Origin of the sequence: Variovorax sp. EL159 (assembly GCF_900100965.1) — a bacterium.
GTDB lineage: Bacteria > Pseudomonadota > Gammaproteobacteria > Burkholderiales > Burkholderiaceae_C > Variovorax.
The window spans coordinates 597,217-615,308 of the sequence record NZ_FMUJ01000001.1; the positions used below are offsets into that span (position 1 = coordinate 597,217).

Genomic DNA, 18,092 nt, shown 5'->3' on the forward strand with positions numbered 1-18,092 from the left:
CGATCTTGCCAGAGCGCCGTGAACGGCCACCCCGGCAACCTCACGTGGCGGCAGGGCGCTTTCGGTGCTGGAACGAAGTCGGCGAGCGGCCGGTGGCCGCCTTGAACATCGCGCAGAAGGCGCTGTCGGTGGCGTAGCCGCTCGCGGCGGCCACCTGGCTCACGGCCATGCCGCGCGCCAGCAGCGGCAGCGCGTGCGCCATCACGGCCTGCTGGCGCCATTGCTGCCAGCTCATGCCGAGCTGGTCGCGAAAGAGCCGCGCCACCGTGCGCTCGCTGGCGCCGATGGTGGCGGCGCGCTCGGCCAGCGTGGCGCGGTCGGCCGGGTTGCGCAGCAGCGTCTCGCACAACTGGCGCAGGCGCTTGTCGGTCGGCAGCGGCACGTCGATGCGGATCTGCGTGGCGCGCTCGACCTCGTCCACCAGCAGCGGCGCGATCATGCGTTCGCGCTGCGGCGCCTGTGGGTCGGCCGGCGGCAGGCCGTCGGGCGTGGTGTCGAGCGCCAGCATCAGCGCGCGCAACAGCGGGCTGATTTCGAGCACCTCGCACTTCTCCCAGGTGGGCGCGAGCCAGGCGTGCAGGTACACGGTGCGCAGCTCCGCGTCTTCGATCAGCGTGATGCTGTGCGGCATGTTGGCCGGCACCCAGAGCGCGCGCGAGGGCGGCACGATGTAGCTGCCGTCCTGCGTGCTGAGCCGGATTACGCCACGGGTCGAGAAGGTGAGCTGCGGCCACGGATGCTCGTGCAGCTCGACCAGCGTGTCGGCGCTCAGGAAATGCTCCTTGGCGCGCAGGGGCCGCACCGCGTCGGGGGCGTACAGGTGCGGCGTGAGCGGGCCGACGCTGTTCGCCGGTGCGCTGGCCGCGCCACCGCGTGGTTTGGCGGGGGCGGCGTTCTCTGAAGGGGGGAAGGCGGCGCTTGGCATGGTTTCGACAAATGTTGTCGCTGTATCGCCATTCTGCCGCGTCGGCGCGGCATAGCATCGGAGCCCGCCCCGGTTTTTTGTAGCAATCCATGTCCTCCACTTCCTCGACCGCCGCTCCCGCCACCACCTTGCGCACCGACGCCAAGCTGATCGGGCTGGTCGGCCTGGCCCACGCGGTCAGCCATTTCAGCCAGCTCATCCTGGCGCCGCTGTTCCCGTGGCTCAAGGACGCGTTCAACGTGAGCTACACCGAGCTGGGTGCGGTGCTCACGGTGTTCTTCGTGGTCTCGTGCATCGTGCAGGCGGCCTCGGGCTTCATCGTCGACAAGCTGGGCCCGCGGCCGGTGCTGTTCGTCGGGCTGGGCGCGCTGGGGCTGGCCGCCTTCGGCTATGCGATGGCGCAGAGCTACTGGATGCTGCTGCTGTGCGCAGTGATCGGCGGCATCGGCAACGGCGTGTTCCACCCGGTCGACTACACGCTCTTCAACCGCAAGGTCGCGCCGACCCGGCTGGGCCATGCCTACAGCGTGCACGGCATCACCGGCAGCCTGGGCTGGGCGTTGGCACCGGCCTTCGTGGTGCCGATCGCCATTGCCTTTTCGTGGCGCGTGGCGCTGGCCTCGGCTGGCGCGGTGGCCATCGTGGTGCTGCTGATCCTGTGGGTCTACCGCAGCGTGCTGTCGCTCGACGCGGCGGCCGTGCACAAGGCCACGGGGCAGGGCGAGCACGCACCGGTCGGTGGCGAGTTCGACTTCCTGCGCATCCCGGCCGTGTGGATGTGCTTCGGTTTCTTCTTCTTCTATGCCGCGGTCATCAGCGTGGTGCAGACCTTCGCGCCGGTGGCCGCCGGCCATCTGCATGCGGTGCCGGTGGCGGTGGTGGCGGTGTGCCTCACGGTCTACATGGTGGCCAGCGCGGTCGGCATGGTGGTGGGCGGTTTTCTCGCGTCCGACCCGTCGCGCTGCGAGCGCATCGTGGGCGCGGGCTTCGGCATCGCAGCCACGCTGGCGCTGATCCTGGCCTTCGCCGATTTCCCGCCGATCATGGTGCCGGTGCTGTTCGGCGCGATGGGTTTCGTCTCGGGCATTGCCGGGCCGTCGCGCGATCTGCTGGTCAAGAAATCGACCCCGCCCAATGCCACCGGCCGCGTGTACGGCGTGGTGTATGCCGGCCTCGACATCGGGCAGGCCGTGGCGCCGCTCGTGTTCGGCCGCCTGATGGACGCGGGCCAGTACACGAGCGTGATCGTCGGCCTGGCGCTGGTGCAGGGCGTGCTGATTGCGAGCGCCTTCAACGTGCGCCGCGTGCGTCGCACGGCGCTGGTGCCGGCCTCGGCCTGACCTCGGCCTGAGGGGGGCTCGCCGTTGCGGGGCGGCCGATATCATCGGTCGCATGCAAGCCTTGTATGTGTCTGTGATCGCCGGCGCCGTGCTGGCGGGTTTTGTGCAGGGCCTGTCGGGCTTTGCGTTCGGACTGGTCGCGATGTCGGTCTGGGCTTGGACACTGGAGCCGCAACTGGCCGCACTGCTGGCCTTGTTCGGCGCACTCATCGGCCAAGTGATCGCCGCGCTCACGGTGCGTCGCGCTTTCGACAAACGCATCCTCTGGCCCTTCGTGCTCGGAGGATTGGTCGGCGTGCCGTTCGGTGTCTGGCTGCTGCCGCACCTCGACCTTGTCGTCTTCAAGCTGTGCCTCGGCGTGCTGCTGGTGCTGTGGTGCCCGGCGATGCTGATGTCGCAGCACCTGCCGAAGATCGCCTTTGGTGGCCGCGTGGCGGACGGCGTGGCCGGCGCCATCGGCGGCGCGATGGCCGGCATCGGCGGCTTCTCGGGGACCATTCCCACGCTCTGGTGCACGCTGCGCGGCTTTCAGCGCGACACGCAACGCGCGGTGATCCAGAACTTCAACTTGTCGATGTTGATGGTGGCGTTTGCGATTCATCTCGCGAGTGGCAGTATCGGACGTTCGACCGTGCCGTTGCTGGCCGTGGTGGCGTTGGCCGTCGCGGTGCCTGTGCTGCTTGGCGCGCGGCTTTATGTGGGCATCAGCGAGGCGGCGTTTCGCAAGCTGGTGCTGGGGCTGCTGACGGCGTCGGGTGTGGCGATGCTGGCGTCGGCTGTGCCGGCGTTATTGCGAAGGGCCTGATCGCGATTTGTGCAACGGCTTGCTGAAGACCTGGCGAAGGGCATCTGTGTGGGCGCAATGTCATTCGACGATTGGCCTGGGAGCAACGAACTATTTATTGCTCAATCTTCTGGTTGAGGAATCAAGTTCACGTGGGTCGAGGTCTTTGCATCTTCAGTCAAATGAACGTATCAGAGTTTTAATACATTCTCACTTTTTATTAACGTGTTTGCGACATAATTTTCGGAAATTCCGCCTCCGTCTGAGCGTCATTTTCACTGCATATGATGGCAAGGGTGGGTAATTTGGTAGGCAGCCGGAATGTAAAAATTCAGAGCCAGAGATCAACTGAACTCAGCGGTCTAATCGAGAAATTCAATGCTGCGAATGGTCTTGAGAGCGTAGGGCGTCAAATCACCCTTGGCCCCATCCTCCTTTCGGCCAACCTGGCTGTTGCCGCATAGTGCTTTTGTCTCGCGAACAAGGCAGAACGATAAAAAAATAGGACCGGTATTTTGTGCTTTCCTATCGGACTCGGCGGGAATGGTTCCGGCTCCTGTTTGCGTACGATCGACTATCGCATAGCCATTGGAGTTGACGGCGTTCAGTTGGACTAATTGGTATTGCGCGCGATACCAGCGATATTGCCATTGCTCCTCGCGTTTGGTCGCGGCACCTCCGACGATTCGGCTCCAGTCCAAAGACCACTCTTTTTTATAAGGATTGAATATTGCTATTCCGTGAAATCCCACGCGACTGTCATCTTTGAAAATACAAGTCCAATTGAATTTCGGTGAATTTGAAGAAGATGAGGCTGGTGAAAGGAGGGTATTTGATGGCGATTGGCTCTTTATTTTTTCGTTGTACGAATCAATCAATCGAATTTCGCAATCAGGCTCTATGCTGATTTTTTGAGGGGATGCTGAGCCGGAGCCGGAGCCGGAGCCGGAGCCGGAGCCGGAGCCGGAGCCGGAGCCGGAGCCGGAGCCGGAGCCGGAGATTTGAGCGGCGGAAGGTATGCTGAAGATGGTTAGAAAAAGCATGATGCCAGAACGCGCAAGCAGCGTGATCGGTTCACGTAGGTGGTGTTTCATTGGCTTATATTCTAGGTACATTGGTCTCAGGAAAATTCAATGCGGAATTTCCTGCGGCATTTGGAAATCTCATCTCTGTGAGTACAGCCAACGCATAGCCGTAGGCGATACATCGTGCGTCAAAGCCGTTTATGCCGGTGTAATTGGTTCTGTTGACGGCCCCGGGTAAATTTACGGTTGCTGAAGCTCGCCAGAAGGTACGACTGCGGTAATACGCTTTGGTCCCGTGATCGGTTTGAATGGAAACGTGCTCAAGGGTGTGTGTCGCGTCAGCCTCCGCGGACATTCTGTTCTTGGCCCAGTAGTAGCAAGCGCTGTCGGAGGGGGCGAGGACATCTTCTGGGGAAGGCGGGCGGCCCGTCGTATCGGCGCCGACATGAGCGCGCCATTCGCGCATCTGCGCGGTCAAAGCCGGAAAATTTGCGTCTCGCAAGCCTGAGTTGCTTCGCTGCGCAGGAGGCATTGCGGTGACGGCTTGATACGCTGCAACCAAGCTGACCCGAAGGGGTTCGGGTACCGTCCGCCCGCGATATCGCCAATAGTCGATGTAGTTGCCGGGGTTGGTGAGTTGAAGAAACCCTCGGCCGTACCACGGGGCATACCAAAGCGTTGACCCAGAGCCCTCAGCCAACAATGCCCACCATTGGGTTTCCTGTACCGAGTTTCCAAAGAAGGTGGCTCTACGCAACGGGGTATCAACGCCCCATTTGCGGAGCGCGTGGTTCAAAGGAGTTCGGTGATTTGCAATCGTGGTGTTTCGGTCTCCGTTGAGACGGATTGGCTCCCATAGAAGAACGCGATTTCGATCCAAGCGCATCACGAACTGCGGTAGCAGTTGCTTGAACTCAGGCTCACTCAACCACCCACACATCCTGAAGTGCTTGATGAACTCCCTCGGATGAAAGTGCCAATGCCTGGTTGTCAGGCGGCTCTTGTCTTCGGCAGGCAGCTCCTCCCAGAAGCACAGCTTCTGTGCGAAGTCGGCCATTTCCGTGAAGTCGGTTTCATCTTCCAGGGGGTACGGCATGCAGGGGTTGCCGGTCTCTCTCGTCCATGCCCAGCGCTTGCGCACCTCATCCTTTGCCCATTCGGTAGGAAACTTGCAGATGGTCTTGGCCAACTTTTCCTGCACATCGGACTTGCACAGGTTTTGCATGCGATCAGCCGCCTTCTGTGCTGGCGTCAGGATCGTTGTGGCTCCGGGTCGAGGCGGTGAGGTCAGCATCGCATTGGCCATGGCTGAGTCGCAGCGGCTGTTCTCGTCGGTGACGTCGTCGTCGATCAGCTTCCAGCGTGCCCAATGCGGGAAGTCGGCGTCGCTGAATTTCTTGGTGTTGCTGGCATTCAGATTGATCCAGGCCCCTCCTGATTGGCTCGGCACAACGACCTTGCGCCAATGAGCTGCATTGGCCGGCAAAGGATCTGTGCCCAGATTGCGACCGAAGCGCAGTAGCTCATACCAGCCACTGGGGCTGCTGATGAGTTGGTCCGCTGCGCTCAGGCGACCATGGCGTGCGTTCGCCTCGGTGTAGAGGTTGTATTCGGCATCGGTTTCTTGTGGTGCTGTGCCGATGGTGTCGCCGTTGAGTTTGTAGGTGGTGAGCGTGGCGTTGCCCGCCTCATACCGAATGCCAACGATCAGGTCGTCATTGCCGCTGTCCCCGGCTGCAGTGGGCAAGCTGGCGCCAGTTGGCTGTGAATTGAAGCACGGGCTCTTGGCGGGCACCAGCACATACACCTGGCCGTAAACCGCGTCGGTGCGACCGTTGCCACCGACCATCAGTTCACCCGTGCTGCGGCCGACGAGTTTGAGGGTATCAGCGTCGCCTGCGATTATTTCCAAATGGATGCGGTCACTCTCACCGTGGATAGTGCCGGCCAGTCCAAGCCTGTCTTTGCGGTAGATGGCCCTGCCGACGGCAGGTAAGTCGTGATCCAGCTGCCGAAGATGTTGGGTGATGGAGTAGTAGGTAACGGCGACAGGCGTGGCACCGTGCGCGCCGATCTCGGTAACGTGACGGATCACAACGCAACCGGTCGAGTGGTCCTCGTTGTCGTAGCGTGCGTTACCCCCGTCGCGCCTGAAAACCACGGTGCCGTCGGCGATGGCACGCACTGGCTCCATGCTGGTGGGCGCATGAATATGAAGCCCACCGTGCCAGCCCATGGCCTGACTGATGGGGTAAGCGCCGCTGCCAACAATGCCACCGGGCATGACGTTCCTGACGCACAGCCCGTCGTACACAGGGATGTCGTTGAGTGAGAGAAAGGGAGGACTGATGATCATGTGCGTCAAACCTCAGAGGGAGAAACGGAACTTGCCGTTCTTCCGCGGCAGCACCTGAGGCACGTCGAGAGACGCAATCGCGACTGGCAAGCAGTCGGGGCCAGCGAGGCTGTGCGTGGCCGCATGTTCGCGCCAGACCCCGTTGGTGCCATGCACGATGCCCGAGGCGTTCCATCGCGTGTAGCTGTTCCCCCCGTTGATCAGGATCTCTTCCTTGGCAGTGACGGTGATCCTGTTGGCCTCCAGTTTGATATCAAGCTTGGCCATGAGATTGATGCTGTCCTGCAGTGCCACGATGTCAATGCCCGCGGTGGCTGCTGTCAGGCGAATGGCCTTGTAGGCAAAGAGACGTATCGCGTCCTTGACACTGGCCAGCAAGCTCCTGCCTGCGCTGATGCTGGTGTGTCCACCACTGCTCAACGCGTTGTGCCCGACGCTTGCGATATGGGTCGTCGTGCCGGCGGTGCTGTGGATACCCATCGGGCTGGCAAGTACCAGATGGGGTTCGTTGAGTTCGGGGAACTCTCCTTGCGCCGTGCTGCTGCCCCTGCCCTTGATAGCGTCGTTGTGCTCCTTCAGGATCTGCGTGACGGCGTCCTGATCGCCCGCCCTGTGCGCCTTGGCCCGCTGCGCAACCTCGCTCATGTCCTCGTGCAGATCGCGTGCCTGCGTGAGTCTGGCAAAGGTCTCACCCATGTCGGTGATATGTGCCTGCGCATTGGGCCTAGCTTCTGTGGTGAGCAGCAAACCCTTGGCGGCGCGGATGGCGCCATGACCGTCTGTGCGCAATTCAACGCCCTGGCCCCGATCATCCTTGCGGCCCGCTGTATCTTCGATGCGCCCGATATGCCCCAGGCTCAAGCTGCTGCACTGGTGATCGCTCTTTAACTGGGCCTGGATCTTGCCCGCCCTGTCGTCCAACTCGAGGTGATTGCCTCGTGTACCTTGGCCGCGGCCATCTGTGCTCAGTTCTCGGCTGCGAAAACCTGAGAGATTCTTCTGGTCGGGCAGCTGCCGCGGGGGCATGTTCAACCGGTTGTAGACGCGGCCGGTAACGATGGGCCGGTCGGGGTCGCCGTTCTCGAAGTCGACGATCACTTCCTGCCCGATGCGCGGAATATGCGTGCCGCCAAAGTTGGTGCCGGCCCAGGGGGAGGACACGCGAATCCAGCAAGAAGAGTTTTCGTCTTTTGTGCAGTAGCGATTCCAATGGAAGCTGACCCTGATACGTCCGTATTCGTCCGTCCAGATCTCCTGACCGCTCGGGCCAGTGACAATCGCCGTTTGCGGCCCCGTGGTTTTGGGCTTGGGCTGGGTCTGTGGTGAGCGAAAGATCTTGTTGGCGGGCTGAACCTCAAAATCGGAGCGACAAACGTAGTCTTCCTGGCCGCTGGCGTGCGGGCTTTCGTGCAGGCGCAGGGTGCTGGCAATGACCAGATACTCCAGGTTCGCTATGTCTTGCGGGTAGTTAGCCAGTAGGAATGTGCATCCCGTCACAACGCCTCGCAAGTTGCCGCTTCCCTGTCCACGGCTGCCGGGAGCGCCAGCTGCTTCCATGCGCGTGCGGGCAAGGTTCTGCCCCTCGTCCGGATCGCTGTAGTCGCCAGGCCACTTGTACATCTCCTGCACGTTGTTGCCGGTGTTGCGCGGCATCTTGGAGATCTGCCTGAGTTGGGCACGCGGCTTGGTGAAGTCGAAGTCGTCGGTCAACCATTGGCCCGATTCCAGGTTTTCGATGCTGCAGAAATCGTTGCAGTATTCCTCGTCGATCTTGTGGCCGGGCGGGTAGTAGCGAATGGAGTGATAGGCCTTGCTCTCGAACTTCAGATGCGCGCCGACATCGTCCACCAGTACGAGCTTATGGGAACCGTCTTTGTGTTCGAAGAAATAGTAAATCCCGAACTCTTGCATCAGCCGCGTGATGAACTCGAAGTCTGTCTCGCCGTACTGGACCTGAAACACGCGCTGGGGATAGCGATGGGTAACTCGCTTCTCGCTCGGGAAGCTGTAGTCGGCAAGGACTTCCTCGATGATCTCCAGCGGGGTTTTGTTCTGGAAGATCTTGTAGTCGCTGGTGCGTGTCGCCAGGGCCAGCCAGGGGTGCAGGGTGATTTCGTAGATGCCTCGACGGTTCTCGTGCCGCACGAACCTTGCGCTGGTCACCAGGCCGTTGATCTCGCGGGTACCTGCGCCTGTTCGGACGGTCACACCAAAGCCCTTGCCGTCGAGTTCGAGACAAATGCCGAACTCCCTGCCGATCAGTTGCTTGACGGGGACGTTGGCCGTCACGTAATCGGTAAGCGCCGGGTTGTCGGGGGTCTGCAGCCGGACGGTGTACTCGAAGAGTTCACCCAAGGCCTCGCGGCCGTCGAGGGACTTGAATTCCAGCGCTGGGCCTCCCAACAGGCTGGGCATGGCGGCGCTATCAACAGAGATAGTTCGCGAAACTGTGAAGATGGAGAACACGCACGGACCTTGACGAGTGATCGTTCAAAAAGTCTGAGGCATGGGGGCCTAGCACCATTGCAAACAATGGTCGCCCGGACTCTCTCAGCGGACAAACCCGGGAAGAGTGCGGACTAGTTTGCAGAGCCCGTTGCTTGCGAGCGCGTGACGAAAGCTACAAAGAGCGGAGCCGAGGGTGTAACCCGGGCCGCGAGTCGCGATTGCCCAACACGTCACCTCGGCAGCGCCAGCGCAAACGGCAAACTCACAACCCCCAGCACCGTCGACAGCGTCACCAACCCCGCCACATACGGCCCGTTGTAGCCCATGCGCGCCGCGAGCACGTATGCGCTCGACGCCGTGGGCACGGCCGAGAAAGCCATCAGCACCGAGGCCTGCACGGCGTCGAGCCGCAATGCGATCGCCAGCCCCCAGGCGACCAGCGGAAGAATCAGGTGCCGTATCGCCAGCACCGACACCGCCAGCACCTTGCCGCGCCCCAGCGTCGCGAATTGCATGCCCGCACCGGCCGCGAGCAGGCCCAGCGCGAGCGATGCGGCGCCGATGCGCGAGAGCGTCGGCGTGGCCCAGCCGGGCACGGTGATGCCGAGCACGTTCGCCAGCAGGCCTGCGACCGTCGCCACGATCAGCGGGTTGCGCACCAGTTGGCGCACGAAGCCGGTCTGCGCATGGCGCGTCATCGGCCACACGGCCGCGATGTTGAACATCGGCACGCACACGCCGATGAGCACGGCGATCAGCAGCAGGCCTTCGGGGCCGGCCAGCCGTTCGGCCAGCGCCAGACAGATGAAGGAGTTGAAGCGGAACGCGACCTGCGTGCTGGCCGCGTGGTCGCGCCGGTCGATGTGCGAGCCGATGCCGGGCACATAGGGCAGGGCGTAGGCCAGTGCGATGCCGCAGATGCCGACGCCCACGCCCGCGGTGAGCAGGCTGGAGGTGGCGCCGAAATCGAGCGGGCTGCGCACGATCGAATGGAACAGCAGCACCGGGAATAGAAAGTAGTAGACGAGGCTTTCGACCTGGTCCCACACGCGGCGGTCGAGCGCGGTGTAGCGGCACAGGAGCCAGCCGATGGCGATGAGGGAAAAGTCGGGAAAGAGGAGCTGCGCGTAGTTCACCGCTTCGAGGATAAACCGGCCGGACCGTGGGTATTCCACAGCACGGAAACGGCCGCCTTGCCGCTAGCATCCGGGCTTTCGTTTTTTCGACATCAGTCAAATCAAGGAGTTATCGATGCAACGTCGTCAATGGAGCGCCCTGGTGGGGGCCGCCGCGCTGGTCGCGGTTGCAGGCCAGAGTTTTGCGCAGGGCTATCCCACCAAGCCGGTCGAACTGAGCGTGCCGTTCGCACCCGGTGGCACGACGGACATCGTGGCGCGCGTCATTTCCGATCCGCTGGGCAAGATCCTTGGCCAGCCGGTGGTGGTGATCAACCGTGCCGGTGGCGGCGGCATCGTCGGCGCGGCCGAAACGGCCCGCGCCACGCCCGACGGCTACAAGCTCGGCGTGGCCACCGTGTCGAGCACGGCGGCCAACCCGGCCATCAACCCGAAGACGCCGTACGACCCGATCAACGACTTCACGCCGATCATCAACATCGCGGCCACGCCGAACATCATCGCGGTCAACCCGAGTTTTCCGGCGAAGAACTACGCCGAGTTCGTGGCCGAGCTGAAGAAGAACCCCGGCAAGTATTCGTATGCCTCGTCGGGCACGGGCGGCATCGGCCATCTGCTGATGGAGCTGTACAAGAACCTCACCGGCACCTTCGTCACGCACATCCCGTACCGCGGCGCGGGCCCGGCACTGAACGACGTGGTGGCCGGCCAGGTGCCGATCATGTTCGACAACATCCCCTCGGCCATGCCCTTCATCACGAGCGGCCGGCTGATTCCGATCGTGGTGTCGGCACCGCAGCGCCTGGCCGCGCTGCCCAACGTGCCGACCTTCAAGGAAGTGGGCCTGGAGCCGGTGAACCGCATGGCCTACTACGGCATCCTCGGCCCGAAGGGCCTGCCGAAGGAAGTGGTCGAGAAGATCAGCGCCGGCGTGAAGAAGGCGGTTGAAGAACCGGTGGTGCGCAAGCGCATCGAAGACACCGGCTCGCTGATCGTGGCCAACACGCCCGAGCAGTTCTCCGCGCAGATCAAGGCCGAGTTCGAGGTCTACAAGCAGGTCGTGAAAAAGCAGAACCTGAAGCTCGACTGATCGGTTTTCTTTCGACGAAAGCCGCCCGCATCACGGGCGGCTTTTTCTTTTTGTTATCTTGCAACGCATGACCGAGGCCGCTGCTCCCACCGCTCCACTTACGCCCGACATCGACGACTTCATCGACGCCCTCTGGCTGGAGGACGGCCTGTCGAAAAACACCTTGGCAGCCTACCGGCGCGACCTGGCGCTGTTCGCGCAGTGGCTGCATGCGCAGCGCAGCGGCGCCACGCTCAATGCCGCGCAAGAGACCGACTTGCAGGCCTACATGGGCGCACGGCTGTCGAGCAAGGGCAAGGCCACGTCGGCCAACCGCCGGCTCACCGTGTTCAAGCGCTACTTTCGCTGGGCACTGCGCGAGCGCCGCATCGTGGCCGACCCGAGCATCCGGCTCGCACCGGCGCGGCAGATGCCGCGCGCCATCAAGACGCTGTCGGAAAAGCAGGTCGACGACCTGCTGGCCGCGCCCGACGTCGAATCGCCGCTCGGCCTGCGCGACCGCGCGATGCTGGAGCTGATGTATGCGAGCGGCCTGCGCGTGAGCGAGCTGGTGGCGCTCAAGGCCATCGACATGAGCCTCAACGATGGCGTGCTGCGCGTGCTCGGCAAGGGCAACAAGGAGCGCCTCGTGCCCTTCGGCGGCGAGGCGCGCCGCTGGATCGAGCGCTACCTCGACGAGTCGCGCCCCGTCATCCTCGATGGGCAACAGACGCCCGACCTGTTCGTCACCGCGCGCGGCGCAGGCATGACGCGGGTGATGTTCTGGGTGATCGTGAAGAAGCAGGCGGCCGCCGCGGGCATTCACGTGCCGTTGTCGCCGCACACGCTGCGGCACGCCTTCGCCACGCACCTGCTGAACCACGGCGTGGACCTGCGCGCGGTGCAGCTGCTGCTCGGGCACGCGGACATTTCGACCACCACCATCTACACCCATGTGGCGCGCGAGCGCCTCAAGCAGCTGCATGCGCAGCACCACCCGCGCGGATGAGGGCGCGCGGTTTTCGTTCGTTCGTTCCAACAAACAATAAGGAGACTCCGTTCATGAGGAAGAACATCTGGATCGCGGCGGCATTGCTGGCCGCCAGTGCCGGCGCAATGGCGCAAGGCTTTCCCACCGCCAAGCCCATCCGCCTGATCGTCGGCTACCCGCCGGGCGGCGGCATCGACTTCGCGGCACGCACGGTGCAGGTGCCGCTGCAGGAGGCGCTCAAGCAGCAACTGGTGGTCGACTACAGGCCCGGCGCGAGCGGCATGATTGCGGCCACCGAACTCACGCGCCAGCCGGCCGACGGCTACACGCTGCTGCTGGCCAACACGGGCCCGTTCGCGATTGCGCCGTACCTGCAGAGCAAGCCGCCGTACGACCCGATCAAGCAGTTCACCTACATCGGCCAGATCAGCCAGGGCAGCTACATCGCGGTGACGCGGCCGGACCATCCGGCGAAGAACCTCAAGGAGTTCGTCGCGTGGGCCAAGGGGCAGCCGGGCAAGGTCAACTTTGCCTCGGGCGGCAACGGCACATCGACGCATCTCAACGGCGAGCTGATGAACCAGGTGACGGGGCTCGACATGACGCACGTGCCCTACAAGGGCAGCGCGCCTGCCGTGCAGGACCTGCTGGGCGGACAGACGCAGATACTCATCGACGCGGGCAGCGTGCTGCTGCCGCAAGTCAAGGGCGGCAAGCTCAAGGCACTGGCCGTGACCGGCCCGCAGCGCGACCCGCAGCTGCCCGATGTGCCGACCGTGAAAGAGCTGGGCCTTGCCGGCATGGAGGCGGTCGGCTTCCAGGGGCTGGTGGGGCCGGCCGGCATGCCGAAGGAAGTGGTCGAACGCCTCTCGGGCGAGCTGGCCAAGGCGCTGGCACAACCGGCCATCAAGGCCAAGTTCACCGCTGCGGGTGCGGAGGTGCATTCGCTCGGGCCCGTCGAGTTCGCGGCCTTCGTCAAGGCGGACAATGAGAAATGGTCCAGGCTGATCAAGGAGCGCAAGCTGCAGCTGGACTGACACCACTTCCTGTGCCTCTTGCGCCTCTCGCGCCATAGAGGCATTGCATCGACCGACAGACATCACCATGAACTTTCTCGCTTCCTCGAAGCACTCGCGCCGCGTGGCGACGCGGCTCCTCGCAGTCGCTGCGCTGTGCATTGCCTCCGGCGCGCATGCGCAACAAGCGGCCGTGCCCAAGACCCTGCGCCTCATCGTCGCGTACCCGGCCGGCGGCGTCAGCGACGTGATCGCGCGCGCACTGGGCGACCGGCTCGCCGCGCAGATGGGCACCACGGTGATCGTCGACAACCGCGCGGGTGCCAGCGGCGCCATCGGCATGGACGCGGTCGCCAAGGCCGTGCCCGATGGCGCGACGCTGGGCTTTTCGGCCATCAGCCCGCTGGTGCTGAGTCCGCACCTGGGCAAGCTGCCCTTCGATCCGCTGAAGGACGTGGCGCCGGTGGCGAGCGTGATGTATTCGCCCGTGCTGCTGATCGCCACGCCGGCCAGCAAGGCGAAAGACTTTCGCGCGCTGATCGACGATGCCAAGGCGCATCCGGGCGCGGTGCGCTGGGCCACCTCGGGATCGGCGTCGCTGGGGCACATCGTGCTCGAGCAACTGCACGCGGCGGCGGGCGTGGACATCACGCACGTGCCCTACAAGGGCGGCGGCCAGCAGCTCAACGATGCGATCGGCGGGCAGTTCGAGATTCTCTCGACCAATGCGAGCCCGACGCTCTCTTCGCATATCCAGTCGGGCAAGCTGCGCCCGCTGGCCGTGGGTGCGCCGGCGCGGCTCGAAAGCCTGCCGCAGGTGCCCACGCTCGGCGAACTGGGCTACAAGGCGGCGAACATCAATTCGGTGTTCGGCGTCTTCGCGCCCGCGGCGACGCCGCCCGCGCTGGTCGCCAGATACAACGCCGAGATCAACAAGGCGCTGGCCAGCCCCGAGCTGCGTGCCAAGCTCACGGCGACCGACAACGTGCCGACCGGTGGCACCCCGGCGGCCTTCGCCAAGGAGATCGCCAGCGAGTTCGAAAGCAACGGCCGCATCGTCAAGGCCGCGGGCATCAAGGCGGACTGAGCTGACGCCTGGATGACACCTCGGCTTGTGGTGGGATGTTCCCTACCTTATAGTAGGTAGATGACCAGCGCCACAGCCCTTGCCACCGGCAGCACCCGCGACCAGATTCTCGGGGTTGCGCGCAAGCTCATCGAAACGCGCTCGTACCTGGGCTTCAGCTTCCAGGACGTGGCCGACGCGGTCGGCATCCGCAAGGCCAGCCTGTACCACCACTTCCCGACCAAGGAAGCATTGGGTGTGGCCGTGATCCGCCAGGCCACCCAGTTCTTCAAGGACTGGGACGCGGCACGGGCACGCGAGCCGAAAGACGCGCTCGAATCCTATTTCCGCATGTACCGCAACACGCTGCGCGCCGGCTCGGGCGTGTGCCCGGCCGGGGCATTGGCACCGGGCTGGGAATGCATCAACGAAGACCTGCGCCAGGCGGTGCAGGAGCTGCGCAACACGCAGGTGATGTGGCTCACCGGCGTGCTGGGCGCGCTGGCACCCGCGCCCTCGCGCGGGAAGGGCAGGTCGGTTGCGTCGCTGGCCGCCTATGTGTTCTCGGTCTGCCAAGGGGCGCTGATCAGCTCGCGCATGACGGGGCGAGTCGAAGACTTCGACGAGGCCATCGCACAACTGAAGAGTTCGTTGCCCGGCTGACGGCCAGGCTGTATCGCAGGCACGCGGGGCGTGCCTATTTTTTGACCTCGAAACCTACCGATTGGATGGTAGGTAAATGCACCAAGGAGAGTTCTCATGAAAGCCGTCATTTCCGCGTACGCCCGCTCGCCCTTCCATTTCTCGAAGAAGGGCGCGCTGGCCGAAGTCCGGCCCGACACGCTGGCCGCCGGCGTGGTCAGTGGCCTGCTGAAGCGCACCGACCTCGACCCCGCGCTGCTCGAAGACATCATCCTGGGCTGCGCGTACCCCGAGGCCTCGCAGGGCAACAACCTGGCGCGCATCGTCGGGCTGCTCGCGGGCCTGCCGCATGAAGTGGGCGGCATGACGGTCAACCGCTTCTGCGGCTCGTCGATGCAGGCCGTGCACATCGCCGCCGCGCAGATCGAGGCGGGCATGGGCGACGCTTTCCTGTGCGTGGGCGTGGAGTCGATGACGATGGTGCCGCAGGGCGGCTTCAACTTCTCTCCCAGCCCCGAGCTGCTGGCCAATACCGATGCCTACATCTCGATGGGCGAAACCGCCGAGAACGTTGCGCAGCGCTGGAGCGTGAGCCGTGCCGACCAGGAAGCCTTCGCGGTCGAGTCGCACCGCAAGGCCGCCGCCGCACGCGCCGAAGGCCGCCTGGCCGGCGAGATCGTGCCGGTGCGCCTGGCGTCGGGCGAGGTGATCGATGCCGATGGCTGCATCCGCCCCACGACCTCGGCCGAAGCACTGGCGAACCTCAAGCCCGCCTTCCGCCCGGACGGCGTGGTGACGGCCGGCACGTCATCACCGCTGACCGATGGCGCGGCCGTGGTGCTGGTCACCAGCGATGCCTTCGCCGCGAAGCACGGCCTGCAGGCGCTGGCGCGCATCCGTTCGTTCGCGACCGTGGGCGTCGATCCGGCCATCATGGGCATCGGCCCGATTCCCGCGACGCGCAAGGCGCTGGCACGCGCGGGCCTGAGCGCATCGGACCTCGATGTGATCGAGATCAACGAAGCCTTCTCGTCGCAGGCGCTGGCCTGCATCCGCGACCTGGGACTCGATCCGGCGAAGATCAACCTCGATGGCGGCGGCCTGTCCATCGGCCATCCGCTGGGTGCGACGGGCGCGCGCATCACGGGCAAGGCGGCGTCGCTGCTGGCACGCGAGAAGGGCCGCTATGCACTGGCGACGCAATGCATCGGCGGCGGGCAGGGCATCGCGACCATCCTCGAGAGCGTCTGAGGCCGGGTTCGATCGAAAATGCCGGCAGGAACAACAAGGAACCTCCATGGCTGCACTCCCTGAAGCGGGCGCGAAGCGATCGCTGTACCTCGAAGACCTGTCGGTCGGCGACCGCTTCCAAAGCGGTGAACACCTGCTCGACGTGGCGCAGATCAAGGCCTTTGCGCTGCAGTTCGATCCGCAGCCTTTTCACACCGATGAAGAGGCCGCAAAGAGCACCTTCTTCGGCGGCCTCGCGGCGAGCGGCTGGCACACGGCGGCACTCACGATGAAGCTGCTGGTCGACAGCGGTATTCCGCTGGCCGACGGCATCATCGGCTCCGGCGGCGAGCTGCAGTGGCCCAAGCCCACGCGGCCGGGCGACGTGCTGCATGTGGTGAGCGAAGTGGTCGACATCGTGCCTTCGCGCTCCAAGCCCGGCCGCGCGATGGTCACGATGCGTTGCCAGACGCGCAACCAGCGCGGCGAGGTGCTTCAGTACTTCACGCCGAAGCTGGTGGTGCACAGCAGGCCGGCACCAGCCTCGGCCTGAGTTCAGACCACGCGCAGGCCCAGTTCCTCGACCAGCGAAGCCGCCTGCCGGTGCGAGATGGTCGCGCCCTTGAACTGGGCCGCGTTTGCGAGCCGCAGCCCGCCGAGATCGACCTCGCGCAAGTCGGCGCCTTCGAAGCGCGCGAGTTTCAGGTGTGCGTTGCGCAAGCTGCCGCCTTCGAACACAGCCTCGCGGAAATCGCAGCCCGACAGGTCGGCTTCGGAGAAGTCGAGCTGTTCGAGCGTCTGCTTGCGAAACGACATGCCGCGCAGGTGCGCGTCGACCAGCAGCGAATCCTTGAAGCCGATGCCCAGTGCCGACACTTCGCCGAAGTGCGCGCCCGTGAGCTTCACGCCGGTGAAGAAGGCCGAGGCCAGCTTGGCGCGCGACCACTGCGTGTTGTTGAGGTCGCAGTCCTGAAAGCGCGCGTTCGTCAGGTCTGCCAGGCCAAAGTCGGCTTGGCGCGCCCTGCACCCGGCCCAGCGGGTGTCCGACAGCAGGGCGCGGTCGAATGAGGCTTCGGCGAAGTTGCACAGCATGAACTGCGCGCTGCGCAGGTCGAGCCGCGACAGGTCGGCGCCTTCGAAATCGCAGCGTTCGAAATGCAGGGGCTCGGGGCCCTTGCGGTCTTGCAGGCAGGCCAGCAGGTCGGGGCGCGACCAGGTCTGGTCGGAAATCACATGGCTCATTCGGGGCGGGAGTCGGTCAGTGCACGAAGTTCTTCGGGGCTGAAGCCCGCCCGACTGCGTGCTTCGAGGTTGAAAGGCGGCTTGTGGCGCGGCGCATCGTAGTGCGCGACCAGTGCCGGGTAGGTGGCTTCGGGGTCGATACCCGCGCGCTCGCACAGCCATCGATACCAGTGGTTGCCGATGGCCACGTGGCCCACTTCGTCGCGCAGGATGATGTCGAGGATCTCGACCGCGCGCAGCGCATCGGGCGTGTTCACGCGCTTGAGCTTGGCCTGGATCAGCGGCGTGGCGTCGAGCCCGCGCGCCTCCAGCGTGCGCGGTACCAGCGCCATGCGGGCGAGCACGTCGTCTTTCGTCTTCTCGCACATGTTCCAGAGGCCGTCGTGGCCCGGAAAGTCGCCATAGCGCCAGCCCATGTCCTGCAGGTGCGCATGCAGCAGCGTGAAGTGCAGCGCCTCTTCGTCGGCCACGCGAAGCCAGTCGCGGTAGTAGGCCTCGGGCATGCCGTCGTAGCGCCACACGGCGTCGAGCGCGAGATTGATCGCGTTGAACTCGATGTGGCAGATCGAATGGATCAGCGCGGCACGGCCGTCGGGCGTGAAGGGCGAGCGCTTCTGCACGGCGGTGGCCGACACGCGCTCCGGCTTGTCGGGGCGGCCCGGCACGCCGGTGTCGTCGCCCGCGGTGCGAATCGGGTCGGTTGCTATGGAATCGGTAGCGCCATGCGAAGAAATGGCGCGCGTTGCAGCCACCTTCTGTTCGGGGTCGGTCAGTCGCAGCGCGGCCAGCGCGCTCAATCGGGGGTGCATCCCTACAATTCTA

General features: G+C 64.3%; 16 protein-coding genes. 9 read left to right on the forward strand and 7 right to left on the reverse strand.

Annotated elements, in window-relative coordinates; all coding sequences use genetic code 11:
* Positions 1-40 precede the first annotated feature (40 nt).
* The gene (locus BLQ28_RS02870) at positions 41-925 is read right to left on the reverse strand and encodes an AraC family transcriptional regulator (protein WP_176800996.1); all 885 of its coding nucleotides are present in this window, start codon (positions 923-925) and stop codon (positions 41-43) included.
* 89 nt (positions 926-1,014) lie between these two features.
* Here BLQ28_RS02870 and BLQ28_RS02875 point away from each other — a divergent pair, with 89 nt between their 5' ends.
* Both BLQ28_RS02875 and BLQ28_RS02880 read left to right on the forward strand, forming a co-directional pair.
* Positions 1,015-2,265, forward strand: a complete 1,251-nt coding sequence (locus tag BLQ28_RS02875; protein WP_093237038.1) for an MFS transporter — start codon at positions 1,015-1,017, stop codon at positions 2,263-2,265.
* Positions 2,266-2,317: 52 nt separating this feature from the next.
* On the forward strand, positions 2,318-3,070 hold the full coding sequence (locus BLQ28_RS02880) for a sulfite exporter TauE/SafE family protein (RefSeq protein WP_093237039.1): 753 nt from the start codon (positions 2,318-2,320) through the stop codon (positions 3,068-3,070).
* Between the two features lie 341 nt (positions 3,071-3,411).
* Here BLQ28_RS02880 and BLQ28_RS02885 read toward each other — a convergent pair whose 3' ends face one another.
* The 4 genes from BLQ28_RS02885 to BLQ28_RS02900 all read right to left on the reverse strand — a co-directional run bounded on the left by BLQ28_RS02885 (position 3,412) and on the right by BLQ28_RS02900 (position 10,026).
* Complete coding sequence (locus BLQ28_RS02885) at positions 3,412-4,143, reverse strand: hypothetical protein (protein WP_093237040.1); 732 nt, start codon at positions 4,141-4,143, stop codon at positions 3,412-3,414.
* A gap of 4 nt (positions 4,144-4,147) precedes the next feature.
* Positions 4,148-6,430: a M23 family metallopeptidase gene (locus BLQ28_RS02890; RefSeq protein WP_143012399.1), complete on the reverse strand. Its 2,283-nt coding sequence runs from the start codon at positions 6,428-6,430 to the stop codon at positions 4,148-4,150.
* 12 nt (positions 6,431-6,442) lie between these two features.
* On the reverse strand, positions 6,443-8,845 hold the full coding sequence (locus BLQ28_RS02895; protein WP_093237042.1) for a type VI secretion system Vgr family protein: 2,403 nt from the start codon (positions 8,843-8,845) through the stop codon (positions 6,443-6,445).
* 263 nt (positions 8,846-9,108) lie between these two features.
* Positions 9,109-10,026, reverse strand: coding sequence for an AEC family transporter (locus BLQ28_RS02900; protein ID WP_093237678.1), 918 nt, complete (start codon positions 10,024-10,026; stop codon positions 9,109-9,111).
* 103 nt (positions 10,027-10,129) lie between these two features.
* Between BLQ28_RS02900 and BLQ28_RS02905 the strand changes: the two genes are divergently transcribed.
* From BLQ28_RS02905 to BLQ28_RS02935, 7 genes are all read left to right on the forward strand, one after another.
* Positions 10,130-11,104 carry a tripartite tricarboxylate transporter substrate binding protein BugE gene (locus tag BLQ28_RS02905; protein ID WP_093237043.1) on the forward strand — a complete coding sequence of 325 codons (975 nt, stop codon included), beginning with the start codon at positions 10,130-10,132 and terminating at the stop codon, positions 11,102-11,104.
* A gap of 67 nt (positions 11,105-11,171) precedes the next feature.
* Positions 11,172-12,092, forward strand: a complete 921-nt coding sequence (xerD, locus tag BLQ28_RS02910; RefSeq protein ID WP_093237044.1) for a site-specific tyrosine recombinase XerD — start codon at positions 11,172-11,174, stop codon at positions 12,090-12,092.
* 53 nt (positions 12,093-12,145) lie between these two features.
* Positions 12,146-13,111: a Bug family tripartite tricarboxylate transporter substrate binding protein gene (locus BLQ28_RS02915; RefSeq protein WP_093237045.1), complete on the forward strand. Its 966-nt coding sequence runs from the start codon at positions 12,146-12,148 to the stop codon at positions 13,109-13,111.
* Between the two features lie 67 nt (positions 13,112-13,178).
* Positions 13,179-14,177 carry a Bug family tripartite tricarboxylate transporter substrate binding protein gene (locus BLQ28_RS02920; RefSeq protein WP_093237046.1) on the forward strand — a complete coding sequence of 333 codons (999 nt, stop codon included), beginning with the start codon at positions 13,179-13,181 and terminating at the stop codon, positions 14,175-14,177.
* 60 nt (positions 14,178-14,237) lie between these two features.
* Entirely contained in the window at positions 14,238-14,819 is a 582-nt protein-coding gene (locus tag BLQ28_RS02925; RefSeq protein ID WP_093237047.1) for a TetR/AcrR family transcriptional regulator, read from the forward strand.
* Between the two features lie 96 nt (positions 14,820-14,915).
* Positions 14,916-16,049, forward strand: coding sequence for a thiolase family protein (locus BLQ28_RS02930; RefSeq protein WP_093237048.1), 1,134 nt, complete (start codon positions 14,916-14,918; stop codon positions 16,047-16,049).
* Positions 16,050-16,095: 46 nt separating this feature from the next.
* The gene (locus tag BLQ28_RS02935) at positions 16,096-16,581 is read left to right on the forward strand and encodes a MaoC family dehydratase (RefSeq protein WP_093237049.1); all 486 of its coding nucleotides are present in this window, start codon (positions 16,096-16,098) and stop codon (positions 16,579-16,581) included.
* A 2-nt stretch (positions 16,582-16,583) separates the two neighbouring features.
* Here the strand turns inward: BLQ28_RS02935 and BLQ28_RS02940 are convergent, their stop codons facing one another.
* The gene (locus BLQ28_RS02940; protein ID WP_093237050.1) at positions 16,584-17,270 is read right to left on the reverse strand and encodes a pentapeptide repeat-containing protein; all 687 of its coding nucleotides are present in this window, start codon (positions 17,268-17,270) and stop codon (positions 16,584-16,586) included.
* On the reverse strand, positions 17,267-18,079 hold the full coding sequence (locus tag BLQ28_RS02945; RefSeq protein ID WP_093237051.1) for a ferritin-like domain-containing protein: 813 nt from the start codon (positions 18,077-18,079) through the stop codon (positions 17,267-17,269). The genes BLQ28_RS02940 and BLQ28_RS02945 overlap by 4 nt, the downstream gene beginning before the upstream one ends.
* Positions 18,080-18,092: the final 13 nt, after the last annotated feature.